At 72.7% G+C, this 16,821-nt stretch carries 15 protein-coding genes and 2 pseudogenes; 8 read left to right on the forward strand and 9 right to left on the reverse strand.

What is annotated here, in order from left to right; genetic code table 11:
• Positions 1–102 precede the first annotated feature (102 nt).
• The 4 genes from N5875_RS33945 to N5875_RS33960 form a co-directional block, all read right to left on the reverse strand.
• Positions 103–711 carry a hypothetical protein gene (locus tag N5875_RS33945; RefSeq protein WP_338498059.1) on the reverse strand — a complete coding sequence of 203 codons (609 nt, stop codon included), beginning with the start codon at positions 709–711 and terminating at the stop codon, positions 103–105.
• A gap of 110 nt (positions 712–821) precedes the next feature.
• Positions 822–1,646, reverse strand: coding sequence for an MOSC N-terminal beta barrel domain-containing protein (locus N5875_RS33950; protein WP_338498062.1), 825 nt, complete (start codon positions 1,644–1,646; stop codon positions 822–824).
• 55 nt (positions 1,647–1,701) lie between these two features.
• Positions 1,702–2,208, reverse strand: coding sequence for a DUF6643 family protein (locus tag N5875_RS33955; protein WP_318206428.1), 507 nt, complete (start codon positions 2,206–2,208; stop codon positions 1,702–1,704).
• 347 nt (positions 2,209–2,555) lie between these two features.
• Positions 2,556–3,788, reverse strand: a complete 1,233-nt coding sequence (locus tag N5875_RS33960; RefSeq protein ID WP_338498064.1) for a glycosyltransferase — start codon at positions 3,786–3,788, stop codon at positions 2,556–2,558.
• A gap of 58 nt (positions 3,789–3,846) precedes the next feature.
• Between N5875_RS33960 and N5875_RS33965 the strand changes: the two genes are divergently transcribed.
• The 6 genes from N5875_RS33965 to N5875_RS33990 all read left to right on the forward strand — a co-directional run bounded on the left by N5875_RS33965 (position 3,847) and on the right by N5875_RS33990 (position 10,809).
• Positions 3,847–4,638 (forward strand): aspartate/glutamate racemase family protein, encoded by a 792-nt coding sequence (locus N5875_RS33965; protein WP_338498066.1) that lies wholly within the window; start codon positions 3,847–3,849, stop codon positions 4,636–4,638.
• Between the two features lie 131 nt (positions 4,639–4,769).
• Positions 4,770–5,342, forward strand: coding sequence for a hypothetical protein (locus N5875_RS33970; protein WP_338498068.1), 573 nt, complete (start codon positions 4,770–4,772; stop codon positions 5,340–5,342).
• A gap of 159 nt (positions 5,343–5,501) precedes the next feature.
• Positions 5,502–7,406, forward strand: a complete 1,905-nt coding sequence (lnt, locus tag N5875_RS33975) for an apolipoprotein N-acyltransferase (RefSeq protein ID WP_338499343.1) — start codon at positions 5,502–5,504, stop codon at positions 7,404–7,406.
• Between the two features lie 52 nt (positions 7,407–7,458).
• The gene (locus N5875_RS33980; RefSeq protein WP_318206424.1) at positions 7,459–7,941 is read left to right on the forward strand and encodes an NUDIX domain-containing protein; all 483 of its coding nucleotides are present in this window, start codon (positions 7,459–7,461) and stop codon (positions 7,939–7,941) included.
• 55 nt (positions 7,942–7,996) lie between these two features.
• Positions 7,997–8,839 carry a 3-hydroxybutyrate dehydrogenase gene (locus N5875_RS33985; RefSeq protein WP_338498070.1) on the forward strand — a complete coding sequence of 281 codons (843 nt, stop codon included), beginning with the start codon at positions 7,997–7,999 and terminating at the stop codon, positions 8,837–8,839.
• Between the two features lie 77 nt (positions 8,840–8,916).
• Entirely contained in the window at positions 8,917–10,809 is a 1,893-nt protein-coding gene (locus N5875_RS33990) for a GAF domain-containing protein (protein ID WP_318206422.1), read from the forward strand.
• Positions 10,810–10,897: 88 nt separating this feature from the next.
• Here N5875_RS33990 and N5875_RS33995 read toward each other — a convergent pair whose 3' ends face one another.
• Both N5875_RS33995 and N5875_RS34000 read right to left on the reverse strand, forming a co-directional pair.
• Positions 10,898–12,265 (reverse strand): MFS transporter, encoded by a 1,368-nt coding sequence (locus tag N5875_RS33995; protein ID WP_318206421.1) that lies wholly within the window; start codon positions 12,263–12,265, stop codon positions 10,898–10,900.
• A gap of 310 nt (positions 12,266–12,575) precedes the next feature.
• A pseudogene (locus N5875_RS34000) lies at positions 12,576–12,743 on the reverse strand (pirin family protein); the annotation flags it as partial.
• Positions 12,744–12,921: 178 nt separating this feature from the next.
• Here N5875_RS34000 and N5875_RS34005 point away from each other — a divergent pair.
• Together N5875_RS34005 and N5875_RS34010 are read left to right on the forward strand one after the other, a co-directional pair.
• Positions 12,922–13,712 (forward strand): annotated as a pseudogene (locus N5875_RS34005) (transposase); the annotation flags it as partial.
• 48 nt (positions 13,713–13,760) lie between these two features.
• Positions 13,761–14,201, forward strand: a complete 441-nt coding sequence (locus N5875_RS34010) for a hypothetical protein (protein ID WP_030213065.1) — start codon at positions 13,761–13,763, stop codon at positions 14,199–14,201.
• Between the two features lie 78 nt (positions 14,202–14,279).
• Here the strand turns inward: N5875_RS34010 and N5875_RS34015 are convergent, their stop codons facing one another.
• The 3 genes from N5875_RS34015 to N5875_RS34025 form a co-directional block, all read right to left on the reverse strand.
• Positions 14,280–14,807, reverse strand: a complete 528-nt coding sequence (locus N5875_RS34015) for a 2'-5' RNA ligase family protein (protein ID WP_318206420.1) — start codon at positions 14,805–14,807, stop codon at positions 14,280–14,282.
• A gap of 208 nt (positions 14,808–15,015) precedes the next feature.
• A complete protein-coding gene (locus N5875_RS34020) occupies positions 15,016–15,903 on the reverse strand; it encodes a PhzF family phenazine biosynthesis isomerase (RefSeq protein ID WP_338498078.1) in 888 nt (295 codons plus the stop codon).
• Positions 15,904–16,174: 271 nt separating this feature from the next.
• Complete coding sequence (locus tag N5875_RS34025) at positions 16,175–16,789, reverse strand: TIGR03086 family metal-binding protein (protein ID WP_318206418.1); 615 nt, start codon at positions 16,787–16,789, stop codon at positions 16,175–16,177.
• Positions 16,790–16,821: the final 32 nt, after the last annotated feature.

The raw sequence follows: 16,821 nt of genomic DNA on the forward strand, positions 1-16,821 counted from the left end.
CGCCCGGTCAGGGGACGGTCGCCGATGGTCGAGGTCGGTCGGGCTCGGTCGCGCACCGGCCCTGCCGGACGCCGGATCCCGCCCCCGGTTCGACCCGCGGATTCAGCTGCCGGTTCCGGTGCGGCCCCAGTCCGGGCCGGTCGCCGCCCACGCGCGGTCGAGGCGTGCGTACCGCGTCAGCAGCAGGCGGCGTACGGCGAGGCGTCGGACGATCTCCACCATGAGACCCGCGAGCAGAGCGACGGTCAGACCGGCGACGATCGCATGGGCGCGGGCGGTGTCCGCGCGCATCGGCGGGGCCACGGGGTCTCCGTGACGGTCGGTCCAGAGGGGGAAGGTGGCACCCGGGGCGGAGGTCCGCCGGGCCGTCGTCACCGTTCCCGTACGGGCCGAGCCGTCGGGTGCCGTCCACTCGGCCACGACGGAGCGGCGCAGCCGTTCCTCGCCGGCCGCCTCGGCGGTCCGGGGGCCGCCCGCGGGCCGGTCGGCGGGCCCGACGACCCGGGCCGTGGTCGGCAGGCGCTGCTCCTGCTGGGTGCGGACCGCGCGCTGGAGCGAGCCGTGGGCGGAGGTGCCGGCCGCCAGGCCGGTCAGGGGCACCACGAGACAGAGCAGCGCGACCGACACGAAGGCGACCCAGGCCTCGACGAGATCCGTGGTCCGGCGCAGGGAATTGTGCCGCCAGCGCCAGAGTCCGATGGCAGCGCGCACGTCGGAACCCCCTCGTTGTCCACAGCTCCTTCAACGAGTGTGCCCCGGGGGCGGGTTCCCCGCCTGTCGGGCCGGTGACGTGTGACGGGGTCCCTTGGCGCGGGCGGGGCTCAGTCCAGGATCTTCACCTCGTCGCCGACCCGGACGGTGCCGGTGTGCTCGGGGACGAGGTTCTGGCCGAAGATGACCCGGCCGTCGCTCCTGCGGTGCCGGGCGAGGGTCCACAGCGGCTCCTTGCCGCGCTCGGCGGTGAACTGGTTCGTCGTGGTGACGACACAGCGCCCGCACGGCCGGGCGACCCGGAAGGTGACCTCTCCGACGGCGAGGCGCGTCCAGCCGTCCTCCGCCCAGGGCGAGGTGCCCTCGATCACGAGGTTCGGCCGGAACCGGTTCATCGGAAGCGGGCCTTCATGGGCGTGGTCCCCCTGCGCGATCAGGGAATTGAGGGCGTCCAGCGAGGAGGTGGTGGTGACGAGCAGCGGATAGCCGTCCGCGAAGCTCACCGTCTCCCCGGGCAGCGCGTAGTCGGGGTCGACCGGACGCCGGTGCTCGGGCGCGTCCATGTGGACGAGCCGGAACTCGCCCTCCAGATAAGCCGAGAGCCAGCCGGCCGCCTCGGGGCCGGCCGGCACCGCCTCCACGGGCTTGTCGAAGATGTCCACGGTGACCGTGGACGAGGGGGGCGGCACCTCGACGGTCAGCGGCGGGTGGCCGGACGCGGACAGCGTGACGCCGCCGCCCGGCAGCGGCTCCGCCGTGGCCAACGCCATCCGGGGGTGACGGCGTTGGGTCACGACCTTGTCCGCCGCGTCGACGACGGCCCAGCGCCGGTCCCCGGCCAGCCCCCAGGGCTGGACCTCGGCCTCCGCGGGGGCCAGCGCACGCATGGCCTTCACCGGATGGACGTGGACGGAGCGGAGCAAAGGAGTCGGCATGCGGTCATCCTGCCAGCCGCTCCGGACCCGACGTCGTCCGGAGGGTGAAAGCCGGTCAGTAGCCTCCGCCCTGGTAGGGACGGTTGTACGGGTCGTCGTACTGCATCGGGGCGGGGGCGGGCCGGGGTGCCGCCGGACGCATCGCCTCGTACCCCGCGGGGGCGGGACGGGGCGGCTGCGCGTACTGGCCGCCCTGGTAGCCGCCGCGCGGGGCCACCTGCTGCTGCGGGATGTACGGGGCGGGTGCGTGCTGCAGGGGTACGGGGGCCATCTGCGGCGCGGGCTGCGGGTATCCGTAGCCGTTGCCGTACGAGGGCTGCGGGCTGGGCGCCGCCGGGAGGGCGGGCAGTGCCGCGGGGAGCGCCGGCAGGTAGGAACCGCTGGAGGGGAAGCTGCTGCCGGTGGCCGGGAAGCTGCTGCCGGTGTCGTAGGCGGCGGGCACTCGGATCGGGGCGATCTGAGGCGTGCCCCGCTCCGCGACCAGGGAGTCGTAGATCGGGGTGTCCGGGAAGGACGGCGCGGTGTGGTAACCGCCTCCATAGGTGGAGCGGGGGGAGGTCATGGCACATAAGTTAAGCCCACGATGTGCTGGTTGGGGAGCCTGATTAGAGGGTTGTTTGACGGGCTTCGTGAAGAAGTGGATCCCCAATCCGAGCGAACGTGCCAAAAACGGGCGACGGAACGCGCCAAGATCATGTAAAAGCCGAGTTCGGAGGGGGTTACCGGCGGGTCGGGGGCCCTGGAGCGGTCGGCCGCCCCCGGGCATGAAGAACACATAAAGAAAAGGTGCCGGGAAGGCGTGCGGGGAGTGATCATGGGCATGCTTAAGCGTCAATCCACGGATCTCCGGGGCGATGTGTACACGCCGAATTGACGGCACTACTCCCCGTGTCGGGAAAACTCTTTCCGTTAAGAGGGTGGCGCGGGCGCGCCGCGCTCGCCCGAGGCGACGTCATGGTCACGTGCCCGTGCGTACGTCCGGCCCTTCCACGCCGCACCGACACCCCGGTGGTGCCGGACCGCCGAGTCCACCGTCATCAGGAGATAGAGGAACGCGGTGAAGGGCAGCAGCGGAGCGAGCCACAGCGGCTGCCCGTAGTAACGGAGCATCGGCACGTACGTCCCCGCCATCACCGCCCACGCCGCACCACCCGCCCAGGCCGCCACCCCGTCCCCGCGCACCGCACCCGCCAACAGGGCCGCCGGCGGCACCAGGTAGACGAGCACGAGTCCGGCCACCGTCCCCAGGAGCAGCAGGGGACTGTGCCGCAGCTGCGCGTACGCGCTGCGGGCGACCATCCGCCACAGATCGCCGAGCCCCGGATAGGGGCGCACGCTGTCGACCCGCTCCGCGAGCCCCAGCCAGATCCGGCCACCCGCCCGCCGTACGGCCCGTGCCAGGGACACATCGTCGATCACCGCCTGCCGGATCACCTCCGGCACGTCCGCGGCCACCGCCGTCTCCGTCCTCAGCAGTACACAGCCACCCGCGGCGGCCGTCGCCAGCGGACGCGGCCGGTTGATCCAGCGGAAGGGATACAGCTGCGCGAAGAAGTAGACGAACGCCGGCACGACCAGGCGCTCCCAGAGGCTCTCCACCCGGAGCCGCGCCATCTGTGACACCAGGTCAAGACCGTTGGCCTCCGCCGCCGACACCAGGAGACGCAGGCTGTCCGGCTCATGGGCGATGTCCGCGTCCGTCAGGAGCAGAAATCCGGGTCCACGCGTGCGTGCCAGTCCCATGCCGTGCCGCAGCGCCCACAGCTTCCCGGTCCAGCCCGGCTCCGGCTCACCCGGTGACACCACGGTCAACGGCAGCCCACCGCAGCGAGCGGCGAGCTCCACGGCGAGCCGCCCCGTGCCGTCCGTACTCCCGTCGTCCACCAGGATCACCTCGGCGACGCCCGGATAGTCCTGCGCGAGCAGCGACGGCAGGCTCAGCGGCAGCACCTCGGCCTCGTCCCGCGCCGGCACGACGACGGCCACCCGAGGCCACCGATCCGGCTCCACGCGCGTGCGTCGCTCCGGATCCCCAGAGGCCGACGGCAGCCGCTGGTCCGTGCGCCAGAAGAAGCCCTGGCCGAGCAACAGCCAGACCCAGACGGCCAGGGAGACGAGCGCGAACCAGGCAAGGGTGCTCATTCGCCTCAGTCTGCCCCAGATTGCGGGCCCCAGAACGCTCATCGGCTAGGGTGACCGGGTGAAGATCGCGCTCATGGACTCCGGAATCGGCCTCCTCCCGGCAGCGGCCGCGGTGCGGCGGCTCCGGCCGGACGCCGACCTTCTCCTCTCGAACGACCCCGACGGGATGCCCTGGGGACCGCGTACCCCCGAGGACCTCACGGAGCGCGCCCTCGCCGTCGCCCTCGCCGCGGCCGAGCACCGCCCGCAGGCGCTGATCGTGGCCTGCAACACCGCCACCGTGCACGCCCTGCCCGCCATCCGCGCCGCCCTCGAACCGGACATCGCCGTCATCGGCACCGTGCCCGCGATCAAGCCCGCCGCCGGTGGCGGCAAGATCGCCATCTGGGCCACCCCGGCCACCACCGGCAGCGCCTACCAGCGCGGACTCATCCGCGACTTCGCCGACGGCGCCGAGGTCACCGAGGTGCCCTGCCCCGGACTCGCCGACGCCGTGGAGCACGCCGACCCCGACGCCGTGGACCGCGCGGTCGCCGCAGCCGCCGCGCTCACCCCCCGCGACGTCCACACCGTCGTCCTCGGCTGCACCCACTACGAACTGGTCGAGGAGCGCATCCTCGCCGCCCTCGAAGCCCGTGGCCGCGCCGGACTGCCCCCGCTCGTCTTCCACGGCTCCGCCGACGCCGTCGCCGCGCAGGCGCTGCGCCGCGTCGGCGCCGAACCCGCCCCCGACGCGGACCTCACCGGAAGCCTCGCCGTCCTGCTCAGCGGACGCCCCGGCCAGCTCCCCGCCACCGCCCTCGGCTACGCCGAAGGCCGACTCCTCGCGGCGGCCGCCCCCGCCCACTGAGTGGGAGAGATCACCCGCTCGCCGGGTGGGCGAACCCCGGCCGTCGCCCTCCGCCGGGCCGCTCACGGAGCGTGTGCGGACGACCTCCTTCCGTCGCGCTGTTTCGGGCGATCCTGGGTACTCTTCCCGATATGAGGGACCATGCCTCGAATCAGTACGCCGACGAGCGGACGCCCGCCGTCTGGACCGGCCGCGCCACCAACCGCTTCCAGTGGGTGGCGGCGGTCGGCGGTGCCGCCTGCCTGGCCCTCGGCATCGCCCTCGCCGTCCAGTCCGCCTGGACCTCGGGCATCGCGCCCCTCCTGATGGCCGTGATCGGCTGCGTCGCGGCCGGACTGCTCGTCCTCTTCGGCACCCTCGCCTTCGTCCATGTGGCCGTGAAGGTCGACGACAGGGCCATGGAGGTGCGTTGCGGCCACATCGGCGTACCGCGACGCCGCATCCTCCTCTCCCATGTCGTCGGCGCCGACTTCGAACCGAGCGTCACCCCGCGCCACTGGGGCGGCTGGGGCTACCGCTGGCGCCCCGAGAAGGGCACGGCCGTCGTCGTCCGGCGGGGCGAGGGACTGATCCTGCGCCTCGGCGACGGACGGACGTTCACCGTCACCGTCGACGACGCCGAGTCCGCGGTACGCGTCATCCGCGACCGCCTCCGCGACACGGCCCCGCCCACGCCGCCCGCGCCGACCGGGCGGCCCGTGTGACCCTCGGGCAGCGGCGAAACCGGGCGTGACCGCGCGCCTGGCGGCTGCTCATCGGGCCCCACACCCGGGCCCTCCCGCCCTCCGTCGTCGACAGGAACGACCCGTAGACTCCGCAGGGTGAGCGCCACCATCACCCCCGTCGACGCGTCCGCAGCCGACATCGTCCCCACGCCGGCTTCCCGGCTGCGGCGGTTCGTACGGCCCGGGGCGGCTCTGCTGTCCGGCCTCCTGCTCTATCTGAGCTTCCCGCCGCGCCCCCTGTGGTGGCTCGCTCTGTCGGCCTTCGCCCTGCTCGGCTGGAGCCTGCGGGGCCGTCGGCTCCGCGCCGGGTTCGGCCTCGGATACCTCGCCGGGCTCGGCTTCCTGCTGCCGCTCCTCGTCTGGACCGGCGAGGAGGTCGGCCCGGGGCCCTGGCTCGCCCTGGCCGCCCTCGAAGCGCTGTTCGTGGCCCTCGCCGGCGTCGGCATCGCCGCGGTCTCCCGGCTCCCGTGGTGGCCGTTCTTCGCCGCCGGTGTGTGGATCCTCGCGGAGGCGGCACGCGCGCGCGTGCCCTTCGGCGGCTTCCCCTGGGGAAAGATCGCCTTCGGTCAGGCGGACGGGATCTTCCTCCCGCTGGCCGCCGTGGGCGGCACGCCGGTGCTCGGCTTCGCCGTCGCCCTCTGCGGCTTCGGCCTGTACGAGACGTACCGCCAGATCCAGGCCCGCCGGGCCGCGGGGACGGCGCCCGGCACGGTCCGCGACGAGGCCGCCGACACCGACGCCGGTACGGGCAGCGAGCCCGCGTCCCGTACCCCCGGGTCGGGCAGCGAGCCCGCGTCCCGTACCCCCGGGTCGGGCAGCGAGCCCGCGTCCCGTACCCCCGGGTCGGGCAGCGAGCCCGCGTCCCGTACCCCCGGGTCGGGCAGCGAGCCCGCGTCCCGTACCCCCGGGTCGGGCAGCGAGCCCGCGTCCCGTACCCCCGGGTCGGGCAGTGGGCCCGACGCCCGTACCGGCACGAAGGGCGAAGCGGGCGTCGACGTCCGCACCGGCACGAAGGGCGACGTGGCCGCCGGCGCCCGCCCGCGTACCCTCCCGCGCGGCCCGCTCGTGGCCGCCGCGCTCGCCGTGTTCCTCCCGGTCACCGGGGCGCTCGCGGCGCTGCCGCTCGTCGACGACTCGGCCGAGGACGGCACCGCGACCGTCGCCGCCGTCCAGGGCAACGTGCCCCGCCTCGGCCTCGACTTCAACGCCCAGCGCCGGGCCGTCCTCGACAACCACGTCGCCCGCACCCGCGAGCTCGCCGAGGACGTCAAGGCCGGCCGCGCGCCGCAGCCCGACTTCGTGCTGTGGCCCGAGAACTCCTCGGACATCGACCCGTACGCGAACGCCGACGCGGCCGAGGTCATCGACGGCGCCGTCCGCGCCATCGGCGTGCCGACCGTGATCGGCGCGGTCGTCGCCCCCGAGACCGGCAAGCTCCGCAACACCCTCATCGAGTGGGAACCCGACCGCGGTCCCGTCGCCACCTACGACAAGCGGCACGTCCAGCCCTTCGGCGAGTACATCCCGATGCGGTCCCTCGTCCGTGTCTTCAACAGCAACGTCGACCGGGTGAGCCGCGACTTCGGCGCCGGTACGAAGGTCGGGGTCTTCGACCTGGCCGGTACGAAGGTCGGCCTCGCCACCTGTTACGAGGCGGCCTTCGACTGGGCCGTGCGCGACACCGTCACCCATGGCGCCCAGCTGATCAGCGTCCCCAGCAACAACGCCACCTTCGGCCGCAGCGAGATGACCTACCAGCAGCTCGCGATGTCGCGGGTGCGGGCCGTCGAGCACAGCCGGTCGGTGGTCGTGCCCGTCACCAGCGGGGTCAGCGCGGTCATCCGCCCCGACGGCGAGATCGTCGCGGAGACGAAGATGTTCACCCCGGACGTCCTGGTCGAGAAGGTGCCCCTGCGTTCCTCCCTGACCCCGGCGACCCGGATGGGCACCCTGCCGGAGGCCCTCCTCGTGGCGCTCGCGGCCGCCGGTCTGGGCTGGTCGGCGTTCCGCTCGGTACGGGCCAGGCGCACCGGGGCGGAGTGAAGCGCGACCGGCACCCGAGTGGCCCGATCCGCGGATGATCTAGGGTCGACGCATGGTTACCCCTGACTTCATCCGAACCCTGCGCGAGACCGCCGGCCACCAGCTCCTCTTCCTGCCCGGAGTGAGCGCCGTCGTCTTCGACGACCGGGGCAGGGTGCTGCTCGGCCGACGCGCGGACAACGGACGCTGGGCCGTCATCGGGGGCATCATCGAGCCGGGGGAGCAGCCCGCCGACTGCGCGGTGCGCGAGGTCTTCGAGGAGACGGCCGTGCACTGCGAGGTCGAGCGGATCGTGCTCGTCGAGACCCTTCGTAAGCCCGTCGTCTACCCCAACGGCGACCAGTGCCAGTTCCTGGACGTCTCCTTCCGCTGCCGTGCGATCGGCGGGGAGGCGCGGGTCAACGACGACGAGTCCACCGAGGTCGGCTGGTTCGACGTGAACGACCTGCCGGAGATGAAGCGCTTCTCGCTGCTTCGGATCGAGAAGGCGCTGGCCGACGAACCCACATGGTTCCGCACCACAGCAACCAGCTGAACTGTGGGCCCGACACACATCGGTGGGGGAGTGGACGCTTCATAGGGTGCGGAGCATGAGCGCCCCCATCACCGCCCCCCTCGGTGCCGTAGCGGACCCCGATTCGCCCGCCGCCGCACCCCGGCCCCGTGCCGTCGTCCTCGACCTCACCGGCCGCACCGCGCTCGTCACCGGCGCGGCCGGCGGCATCGGGCGTGCCTGCGCGCTGCGGCTCGCCGCCTCGGGGGCCCGGGTGAGAGCCGTCGACCGGGTGGCCGAGGGCCTGGAGGCCCTCGCCGAGGAGGCCGCCGAGCTCCCCGGGAGCCTCGAACCCCAGCTCCTCGACCTCACCGACCTGGACGCCGCCGAGGCGGCCGCCGACGGCGCCGACATCCTCGTCAACAACGCCGGACTCCAGCTCGTCCGCCCCATCCAGGAGTTCCCGCCGGACGTCTTCCACACCGTGCTCACGGTCATGCTGGAAGCGCCCTTCCGTCTGATCCGGGGCGCCCTGCCGCACATGTACGCCCAGGGCTGGGGCCGGATCGTCAACATCTCCTCCGTCCACGGGCTGCGGGCCTCCGCGTTCAAGTCCGCGTATGTGGCCGCCAAACACGGTCTGGAGGGCCTCTCCAAGACCGCCGCCCTCGAAGGCGCCCCGCACGGGGTCACCTCCAACTGCGTCAACCCCGGCTATGTGCGCACCCCGCTCGTCGAACGGCAGATCGCCGACCAGGCCGCCGCCCACGGGATCCCCCCGCAGCGGGTCCTCTCCGAGGTCCTGCTGAAGGACTCGGCGCTCAAGCGGCTCATCGAGCCGGACGAGGTCGCCGAGGCCGTGCTCTACCTCTGCGCTCCCCAGGCCTCGTTCATCACCGGCACGTCCCTCACGCTCGACGGCGGCTGGACCGCCCACTGACAGACACCCCTGTCGCTCCCGGGAAGGTTGTCCACAGGGGTGGTGCGACCACACGTTCGGCAGGTATCCCTGTGTCCATGTCCCACGAATCCGTCTCCTATCTCGAACTCCTCGCCAGGGGAGCCGCGACGGAGGCCTACGACCGGCCCGTGCTGCTCGCCCGTGCGAGCGGCGCGGGCCCCGAGGCGCTGGCCGAACTCGAAGAGGCCAAGCAGCTCGCCCTGCGGGTCCGGGCCGAGCTCGAGGGACGGCGGCGCCGCGAGGCGGAGCTGTCCGCGCTCTTCGCCACCGCCCACGACCTCGCGGGACTGCGCGACCTCGACGCCGTGCTGCGCGCCATCGTCCAGCGCGCCCGCTCGCTCCTCGGCACCGAGTGCGCCTATCTGAGCCTCAACGACCCGGCCGCCGGAGACACGTACATGCGGGTCACCGAGGGCTCGGTCTCCGCCCGCTTCCAGCAGCTCAGACTGGGCATGGGAGAAGGGCTCGGCGGCCTCGTCGCCCAGACGGCCCGCCCGTACGTCACCGACGACTACTTCGACGACGCGCGCTTCCAGCACACCCGGACCATCGACACGGCCGTACGGGACGAGGGCCTCGTCGCCATCCTGGGCGTCCCGCTCAGCCTCGGCAGCCAGGTCATCGGCGTCCTCTTCGCCGCCGATCGACGGGCCAGGGTCTTCGAACGCGAACAGGTCGCGCTGCTCGGCTCCTTCGCCGCGCACGCGGCCGTCGCCATCGACACGGCCAACCTCCTCGCGGAGACCCGCTCGGCCCTCGCCGAGCTGGAGCGCGCCAACGACATCATCCGTGAGCACAGCGGCGTCATCGAGCGCGCCTCGGAGGTCCACGACCGGCTCTCCGAGCTCGTCCTGCACGGCGGCGGCGTCCATGACGTGGCCCACGCCGTCTCCGAGGTCCTCGGCGGCACCGTCGAGTTCACCGAGGAGGGCGCCGGAACCGCCCGCCGGGCCGGGGGCCACGCCGTCCGCGAGGGCGATGACTGGGTCGCCGCCGTCTCCGCCGGCGGCGAGACCCTGGGCGCCCTCGTGCTGCACGGTCAGCCGGACCTCGACCCGGTCGACCAGCGCACCCTGGAGCGCGCGGCGCTCGTCACCTCCCTCCTCCTGCTCGCCCGACGCTCGGCGGGTGAGGCGGAGCAGCGCGTACGCGGCGAACTCCTCGACGACCTGCTCGACGCCCCCGACCGCGACCGGCGGCTGCTCCGGGAGCGCGCCGCCCGGCTCCGTACCGACAGCGAAGCCCCGCACGTGGTGCTCGCCGCGCGGATCGACCGGGCCGGCGGCACGGCCGATCCGGATGCCGGCGGCCGCGAGAGCGCCGACCGCCAGCGCCTCTGGTCGGCGGCCACCCACCTGGCCGCCACCCGCCAAGGACTCGCCTCGGCCCGCGACGGCGGAACGGTCCTGCTGCTTCCTCTCGGCCCCGGCGAGAGCGCCGCCGACCTCGCACGGCAGACCGCGCGCAGCCTCGGCGGCACCCTGCGCGAGCCGGTCACCGTCGGCGCCTCCGCTCCCGTACGGGCGCCCCTGGACCATCCGGACCAGGTGGGCGTCGCGTACGAGGAGGCCCGCCGCTGCCTCGACGCGCTTCGGCTCCTGCACCGCTCGGGCCAGGGCGCCGCGGCCGAGGACCTCGGCTTCCTCGGCCTGCTGCTCGCCGACAGCCGGGACATCGACGGCTTCGTCGACCGGACGGTGGGCCAGGTCGTCGCGTACGACCGGCGCCGGGGCACGGATCTGATCCGCACCATGGACGCCTACTTCGCGAGCGGCATGAGCCCGGCCCGGACCAAGGACGAACTCCACGTCCACGTCAACACGGTGGCCCAGCGCCTGGAACGGGTGGGCCGCCTCCTCGGCCCGGACTGGCAGTCCCCGGCCCGCGCACTGGAGATCCAGCTGGCGCTGCGCCTGCACGCGCTCGCGGACGCGGTCGCGACTACGTGAGCACGTGAGAACGGCCCGGTGCCCCGCTCGTCACGAGCGGGGCACCGGGCCGTTCACGGGCGGCCTGGATCGGCTCCTGGAACGGGACTCAGGCGTCGGCGCCGACCTTGGCATCGGCGGCGGTCCGCTCCTCGATCTCCCCGAGGTCACGGTCGCGGGTCTCCTTGGCGCAGGCGATGGCGACCACGGTGAGCAGCGCGGCGGCGATCACGTACAGGGCGATCGGAGTCGAGTCGCCGTAGTCGGCGAGGAGGGCGGTCGCGATGAGCGGGGCGGGCGCGCCGGCGGCCACGGAGGAGAACTGGGCGCCGATGGAGGCACCGGAGTACCGCATCCGGGTCGCGAACATCTCGGAGAAGAAGGCGGCCTGCGGCGCGTACATCGCCCCGTGCAGGACCAGGCCGACGGTCACGGCGAGCAGCAGGGAGCCGAAGGTGCCCCGGTCGATGAGCGTGAAGAACGGGAACATCCACGCGCCGACACCGATCGCGCCGATCAGGTACACGGGACGGCGGCCGAGGCGGTCGGAGAGCGCGCCCCAGAGCGGGATCACCGCGAAGTGGACGGCGGAGCCGATGAGAACGGCGTTCAGCGCGGTCTGCTTGGAGAGCCCGACCTCGGTGGTCGCGTAGACCAGGATGAACGCGGTGATCACGTAGTAGGAGATGTTCTCCGCCATCCGGGCACCCATCGCGATCAGCACGTCCCGCCAGTGGTGCCGGAGGACCGCGACCAGCGGCATCTTCTCCACCTGACCGGCGACGGCCTTGCGCTCCTCGGCGGCGGCAAGGGCCGCCTTGAAGACGGGCGACTCGTCGACGGAGAGCCGGATCCAGAGGCCGACGATCACGAGCACACCGGAGAGCAGGAAGGGGATGCGCCAGCCCCACGAGGCGAAGGCGGCGTCGGAGAGCAGCGCGGTCAGCGCGGACAGCACACCGGTCGCGAGCAGCTGACCGGCCGGCGCGCCGGTCTGCGGCCACGAGGCCCAGAACCCGCGCCGCTTGGCGTCCCCGTGCTCGGACACCAGCAGGACGGCCCCGCCCCACTCACCACCGAGCGCGAATCCCTGCACCAGCCGCAGCACGGTCAGCAGCACCGGGGCGACGGAGCCGACGGTCGCGTGGGTGGGCAGCAACCCGATGGCGAAGGTGGCCCCACCCATCAGCAGCAGGCTGAGCACCAGCAGCTTCTTCCGCCCGAGCCGGTCGCCGTAGTGCCCGAACACCAGCGCCCCGAGGGGCCGGGCGGCGAACCCGACCGCATACGTCAGGAAGGACAGCAGGGTCCCGACGAGCGGATCGGACTCGGGAAAGAACAGCTTGTTGAACACGAGCGCGGCGGCGGACCCGTACAGGAAGAAGTCGTACCACTCGATGGTGGTGCCGATGAGACTGGCGGCGACGATCCGCTTGAGGGAACCGGGTGGCGTCGGGGAGGGTGTTGCGGCGGCCATGTGCACCACTTCCAGGCAGGTACGGGGACGTTTTCGTGTCGCCATACCGTAGGAAGCCGCAGGTCAGGGGCGTATGTGGTGGGACACCATAGTTCCGCGCCGTCGCATGCGCCCGGCCGCCATGGCCCTGCTCCGTGGCCTCGCCGAGCCCCGGGAACCGGCCGAACGAATGCCTGTCCGCGTTGCGCTGATCGGGCCGGATTTGACGCCACGGTGCTGACTCCCGTGCTGGTTTCGTGCTGACTGAAATCCCATGTCAGCACCCGTGTTGATCCCGACGCCAGCGCGGCGTTCCAGATAGAACCCCAGGTCAGCGCATTCGACCTCGGGCCTTCAGGTGGGTCGTCGGGACCTCCGGGGCGGGTAGCGGGTCGCCGTCGTAGCCCTTCACCTCGCCGAAGCGGTCGCCCGTCGTCCAGGCCTCGCGCGCCTCGCGGATCTCCTCGTCCGTGCGGCCCACGAAGTTCCACCACAACACAGACATCCATCCCGCCGACACACACCAGGCCGCATTGCCCAAGAAGGGAGGCTGTCACGGACTCCTCTCGCTGGCCGTGATGGCCCCACACCCTTCGGGCGGCGCCCGCATAAGCCCGCCTCCCTTCGCCTACGCGGGCACACAGAAAGACCCGTCCTGATCCTCGGTCTTGACGCCCGCGCGGGCCGAAGCCCGCGAGCGCGTCTGGAACATGGCCAAGAACCCGGCCCCGGACGCCGCCGGGCAGGTGACCGTGGACCTGGACGGAGTACTCGTGCTGGCCCACTCCGATGAGCAGGACGCCACCGCGACCTGGAAGAAGACCTTCGGAAACCATCCGCTGATGGGTTCGTCGATCACGGAAGCGGCGGCAGCGGTGATCCGGTGGCCGGGCTGCTCAGGCCGGGCAACGCGGGCAGCAACACCGCGGATCACATCACCACGGCCCCACTCGCCCTGGCTCAACTGCCGAAGAGATACCGTCGCGGACGCCGGACGCTGATTCGTACCGACTCTGGAGGCGGAACGCACGTGCGTCGCCTGGCTCGCGAAGCGGGGTCGGTGGCTGTCGTACTCGGTCGGCATGACCATCACCGAGCAGATTCACCAGGCCGTACTCCAGGTCCCGGCCCCGGCCTGGACGGCAGCGGTCGAGCCCGGTGGCGAGATCCGGGACGAGGCCTGGGGCGCCGAGATCGCCGACGACTGCCTCAAGTGCGGCCGGAGGGAACGCGGCTGATCGTGCGGAAGGAACGGCCCCACCCCGGTGCCCAGTTGCGGATCACCGACGCCGACCGGCTACGGATGACCTGCTTCGCCACCAACTCCACCGACATGCCGATGGTGGCACTGGAGCTGCAGTACGGCCAGCGCTTCCGGGCCGAGGACCGCATCCGGGCGACGCGGGCCACCGGCCTGCGCAACCTGCCCCTGCACGACACCGCACAGAACCAGATCTGGCTTCCATTGCCGGGGCCCTGGTGCGCGGGTGGCGGCCGGGCAGGCTAGTTTGCTTGGATGAGTCTTCTTGATGATGTGGCCGAGCGCGACGGCTGGCGGTGCTGGGTGTGTGACGAGCCGGTCGACCCCGACGAGTCGGTGAACGACCAGCGGGGGCCCAGTGTCGACAGCCGGACCGCCGACCGGAAGGCCAAAGTCGCCGAGCGCCTCGCACACCGCGGGTGCAACAGCCGCAAGGGTGCGGTCAAGGTCGTCATCGCCTGGCCGGAGCGCCTGTACGTAGTCGAACCCGCGCCGCTGATGGCCGTCGCCGACAGGCTGGAGCGCAAGGGAGGCCGCGAGACGGTGGGCCGTTGTCCGACCAGGAAGGACGCCCAAGAGGCGGCGGACTGGTTGGTGGACCGGTTCTCCCGCCTGCTACCCGGACTGCCGGTGACCGCCGACATCCAGGCGGGCGGCGGCCAGTTCCTCGTCGTCCTGGCCACCGGCCGCCGCTGATCGGGGATCACCCTCAGCGGATCTTGCCGGGGCAGCGGACGCGGCGCCTGCCCCGGCGTCGGCCGGGTTGGGCGGTATCTACGGCCCGACCGGGACGCCGAGCGGCACGGTGAAGCGCGGCTGCCAGCCTTCCTCCGTCAGCCCCACCAGCTGGACCGCCGCCGCACGGGTGTCCAGCGGCAGCAGGCTGTCGATCGCAGCGCGGACACGGGCTGCAGCTGCCGGGTCGTCCGCACCCATAGCGACCGTGACATGGGCGGCGGGCCGCGCCCCGAAGCGGCCCCTGTACGGGCGCAACCCGGGCCACTGGCCGCGGAACGCATCGACGATCGGTTGGAGTCCCGGAACGGTGACGGCGACGAAGCCGGACGCCGTCACGACCTCCTCCAAGCGCAGATCAGCGGCCGGAAAACTCGCGGCCAGGGAACGCACGCCCTGCTCGTCCTGATCTGTCAGCGCCGACTCCGGCACGAACGGATAGAGGAGCGAGACGTGCGCCGGCACCCCACGACGCACGAGCGCAGGGTCGATACGCCACGCCGCATCGAGGAGCGGGGCGGCATCGGGCAAGGCAATGACGACGGCCGTGGTCCCTGGCTCTGGCACGCCCTCATCATCGCAGGCCAGACCGCCACTGCGCCCCTTGCACTGGGGGCGAGGGCGCTGTCACCCGTCCCACTCCCCACTCCCCACGGATCCCTCCCTCTCGGCTTCGTCCGGCGGCCCTTCGTGCCTCTGGACCGTTCACATGCGGAGCGCCTCGTCCCTGGCGGCTGCTGCGCGTGGAACGAGCCGTGGACCGGTAGCGATGGGATCAGGCCGGGATGCGGGTCCCTGCGCCGCCGACCCTGATCCGCCGGTCGCCCGCCCGCAGTTCCACCGTCAGGACGCCGGGGCGTCCCATGTCCTCCCCCTGGTGGAGGGTGAGAACCGTCGCCTCGGGCACGAGTCCGAGCTCACGGGCGTACGCGCCGAAGGCGGCGGCCGCCGCCCCGGTCGCCGGGTCCTCGACCACACCGCCCACCGGGAACGGGGCGCGGACGTGGAAGACGTCCGCAGAGGCGCGCCAGACCAGCTGCAGCGTCGTCAGGTCGAGCCGGTGCATCAGGGCCTCCAGCCGGGCGAAGTCGTACGCCAGGCGGGCCAGGCGCTCTCGGCTCGCGGCGGCGATGACCAGATGGCGGGCGCCCGCGAAGGCGATGCGGGGAGGCAGGGCGGGATCGAGGTCGTCGGCCGGCCAGTCGAGCGCGGCGAGTGCCTCTGCCAGGTCATCGGCCGCGATCTCCTCGATGTGCGGCTCGACGCTCGTGAGCGTGGCCCGCAGCACCCCGCCCTCGCGCGTCACGGTGACCGGCACGGTCCCGGCCTGCGTGGTGAACACCAGGTCGCCGGGGCCGACGCGCTCGCCGAGGGCCACGGCCGTCGCGACGGTGGCGTGACCGCAGAAGGGCACCTCCGCCTTGGGGCTGAAGTAGCGGATCGTGTACGCGCGCCCGGACTCCGACGCGCCGGAGTCCGCCCCCTCGGGCGGCGCCGTCAGGAACGCGCTCTCGCTGTAGCCGACTTCGGCGGCGATCGCCAGCATCTCCTCGCCGCTGAGGCCCGTGGCATCGAGAACGATTCCGGCGGGATTGCCTCCCTCGGGATCGTCGGAGAAGGCGGTGTAACGCAGGACGTCGGGGGTTTCCCGTACGGAGTTCATGCTGGGAGAACGGCACCGAGACCCGAGGCGGTTCCTCGGATGCGGGGCCCGTCTCGGAGCTCCGTGTCCGGACACGACCTATTGGGGTGCACCACCGACAGGGTCGTCAGTAGCTCCACTTGCCCCGCCGCTCAACAGCGGCGGGGCCTTCGTGGTCCGAGAGAAGGAGCGCAGCGTCGCCGTCGGCCGCCGGGCGGTGGCGCAGTCCGGCCCGGACGTGCGGGGAGGGCGACCCCAGCCACGGGGCCGCCCTCCCTCTTACGGATGCTGATTACGGCTTGCGTCCGCACCACGCCACGAGGCGGTCGATGGCCGGCGCGTCCGCGTCGACGTCCACCGCGGCCCCGAACGGCGTACCATCACGCGGCCCGGTGGGCAGCCCGCGCCTCATGGCGTCGTACGAGATCGCCACGAGCTCGGGGTCCCACTCCGGGAGTTGGCCGGTCGCGGTGGCCATGTCCCAGGTGTGCACGGTGAATTCCGAGGTCCAGACGGCTGCGGCGGCAGCACCCGGAACGCGACCGAACGGCAGCGTCAGTGTCCGGCCCAGGATCTCGGGATCCGCCCACGCCGCCTCGACCTCACGCACCGCGGCGTCCCACGTCTCTTGCCATTCGGTGTCCGCGAGGTCGTCGGCGACCGCGGGGAGACTCATCACGTCGCCGCCGCGCCCGGCGAGGGCGATCCGGCGGAGGACGGCGACGAGGTGCCCGGCCAGCATCCGGACGGTGAATTCGGTGCAGGGCGTGGGCCCGTCGAACTGCTCGGGCCGGACTGCGATGACGGTACGTCCGGCCAGCGCGATCGCCTTCAGCAGGCCCTGGCGAGGGTCGTCGGTGGCGTCAGGGGCGACAGTGGACCGTGGGGTGTTCTCCGTGTGCGTCATGACCTCATCCTGGAAGCCGAACAGGTCATCTC

Origin of the sequence: Streptomyces sp. SJL17-4 (assembly GCF_036826855.1) — a bacterium.
In the GTDB taxonomy this organism is placed as follows: Bacteria; Actinomycetota; Actinomycetes; order Streptomycetales; family Streptomycetaceae; genus Streptomyces.

Coding starts and splice junctions, on each gene's coding strand:
- N5875_RS33950 (WP_338498062.1), bottom strand. CDS start 1,646: ATGCCGACTCCTTTGCTCCGCTCCGTCCACGTCCATCCGGTGAAGGCC.
- N5875_RS33955 (WP_318206428.1), bottom strand. CDS start 2,208: ATGACCTCCCCCCGCTCCACCTATGGAGGCGGTTACCACACCGCGCCG.
- N5875_RS33960 (WP_338498064.1), bottom strand. CDS start 3,788: ATGAGCACCCTTGCCTGGTTCGCGCTCGTCTCCCTGGCCGTCTGGGTC.
- N5875_RS33970 (WP_338498068.1), top strand. CDS start 4,770: ATGAGGGACCATGCCTCGAATCAGTACGCCGACGAGCGGACGCCCGCC.
- N5875_RS33980 (WP_318206424.1), top strand. CDS start 7,459: ATGGTTACCCCTGACTTCATCCGAACCCTGCGCGAGACCGCCGGCCAC.
- N5875_RS33985 (WP_338498070.1), top strand. CDS start 7,997: ATGAGCGCCCCCATCACCGCCCCCCTCGGTGCCGTAGCGGACCCCGAT.
- N5875_RS33990 (WP_318206422.1), top strand. CDS start 8,917: ATGTCCCACGAATCCGTCTCCTATCTCGAACTCCTCGCCAGGGGAGCC.
- N5875_RS33995 (WP_318206421.1), bottom strand. CDS start 12,265: ATGGCCGCCGCAACACCCTCCCCGACGCCACCCGGTTCCCTCAAGCGG.
- N5875_RS34010 (WP_030213065.1), top strand. CDS start 13,761: ATGAGTCTTCTTGATGATGTGGCCGAGCGCGACGGCTGGCGGTGCTGG.
- N5875_RS34020 (WP_338498078.1), bottom strand. CDS start 15,903: ATGAACTCCGTACGGGAAACCCCCGACGTCCTGCGTTACACCGCCTTC.
- N5875_RS34025 (WP_318206418.1), bottom strand. CDS start 16,789: ATGACGCACACGGAGAACACCCCACGGTCCACTGTCGCCCCTGACGCC.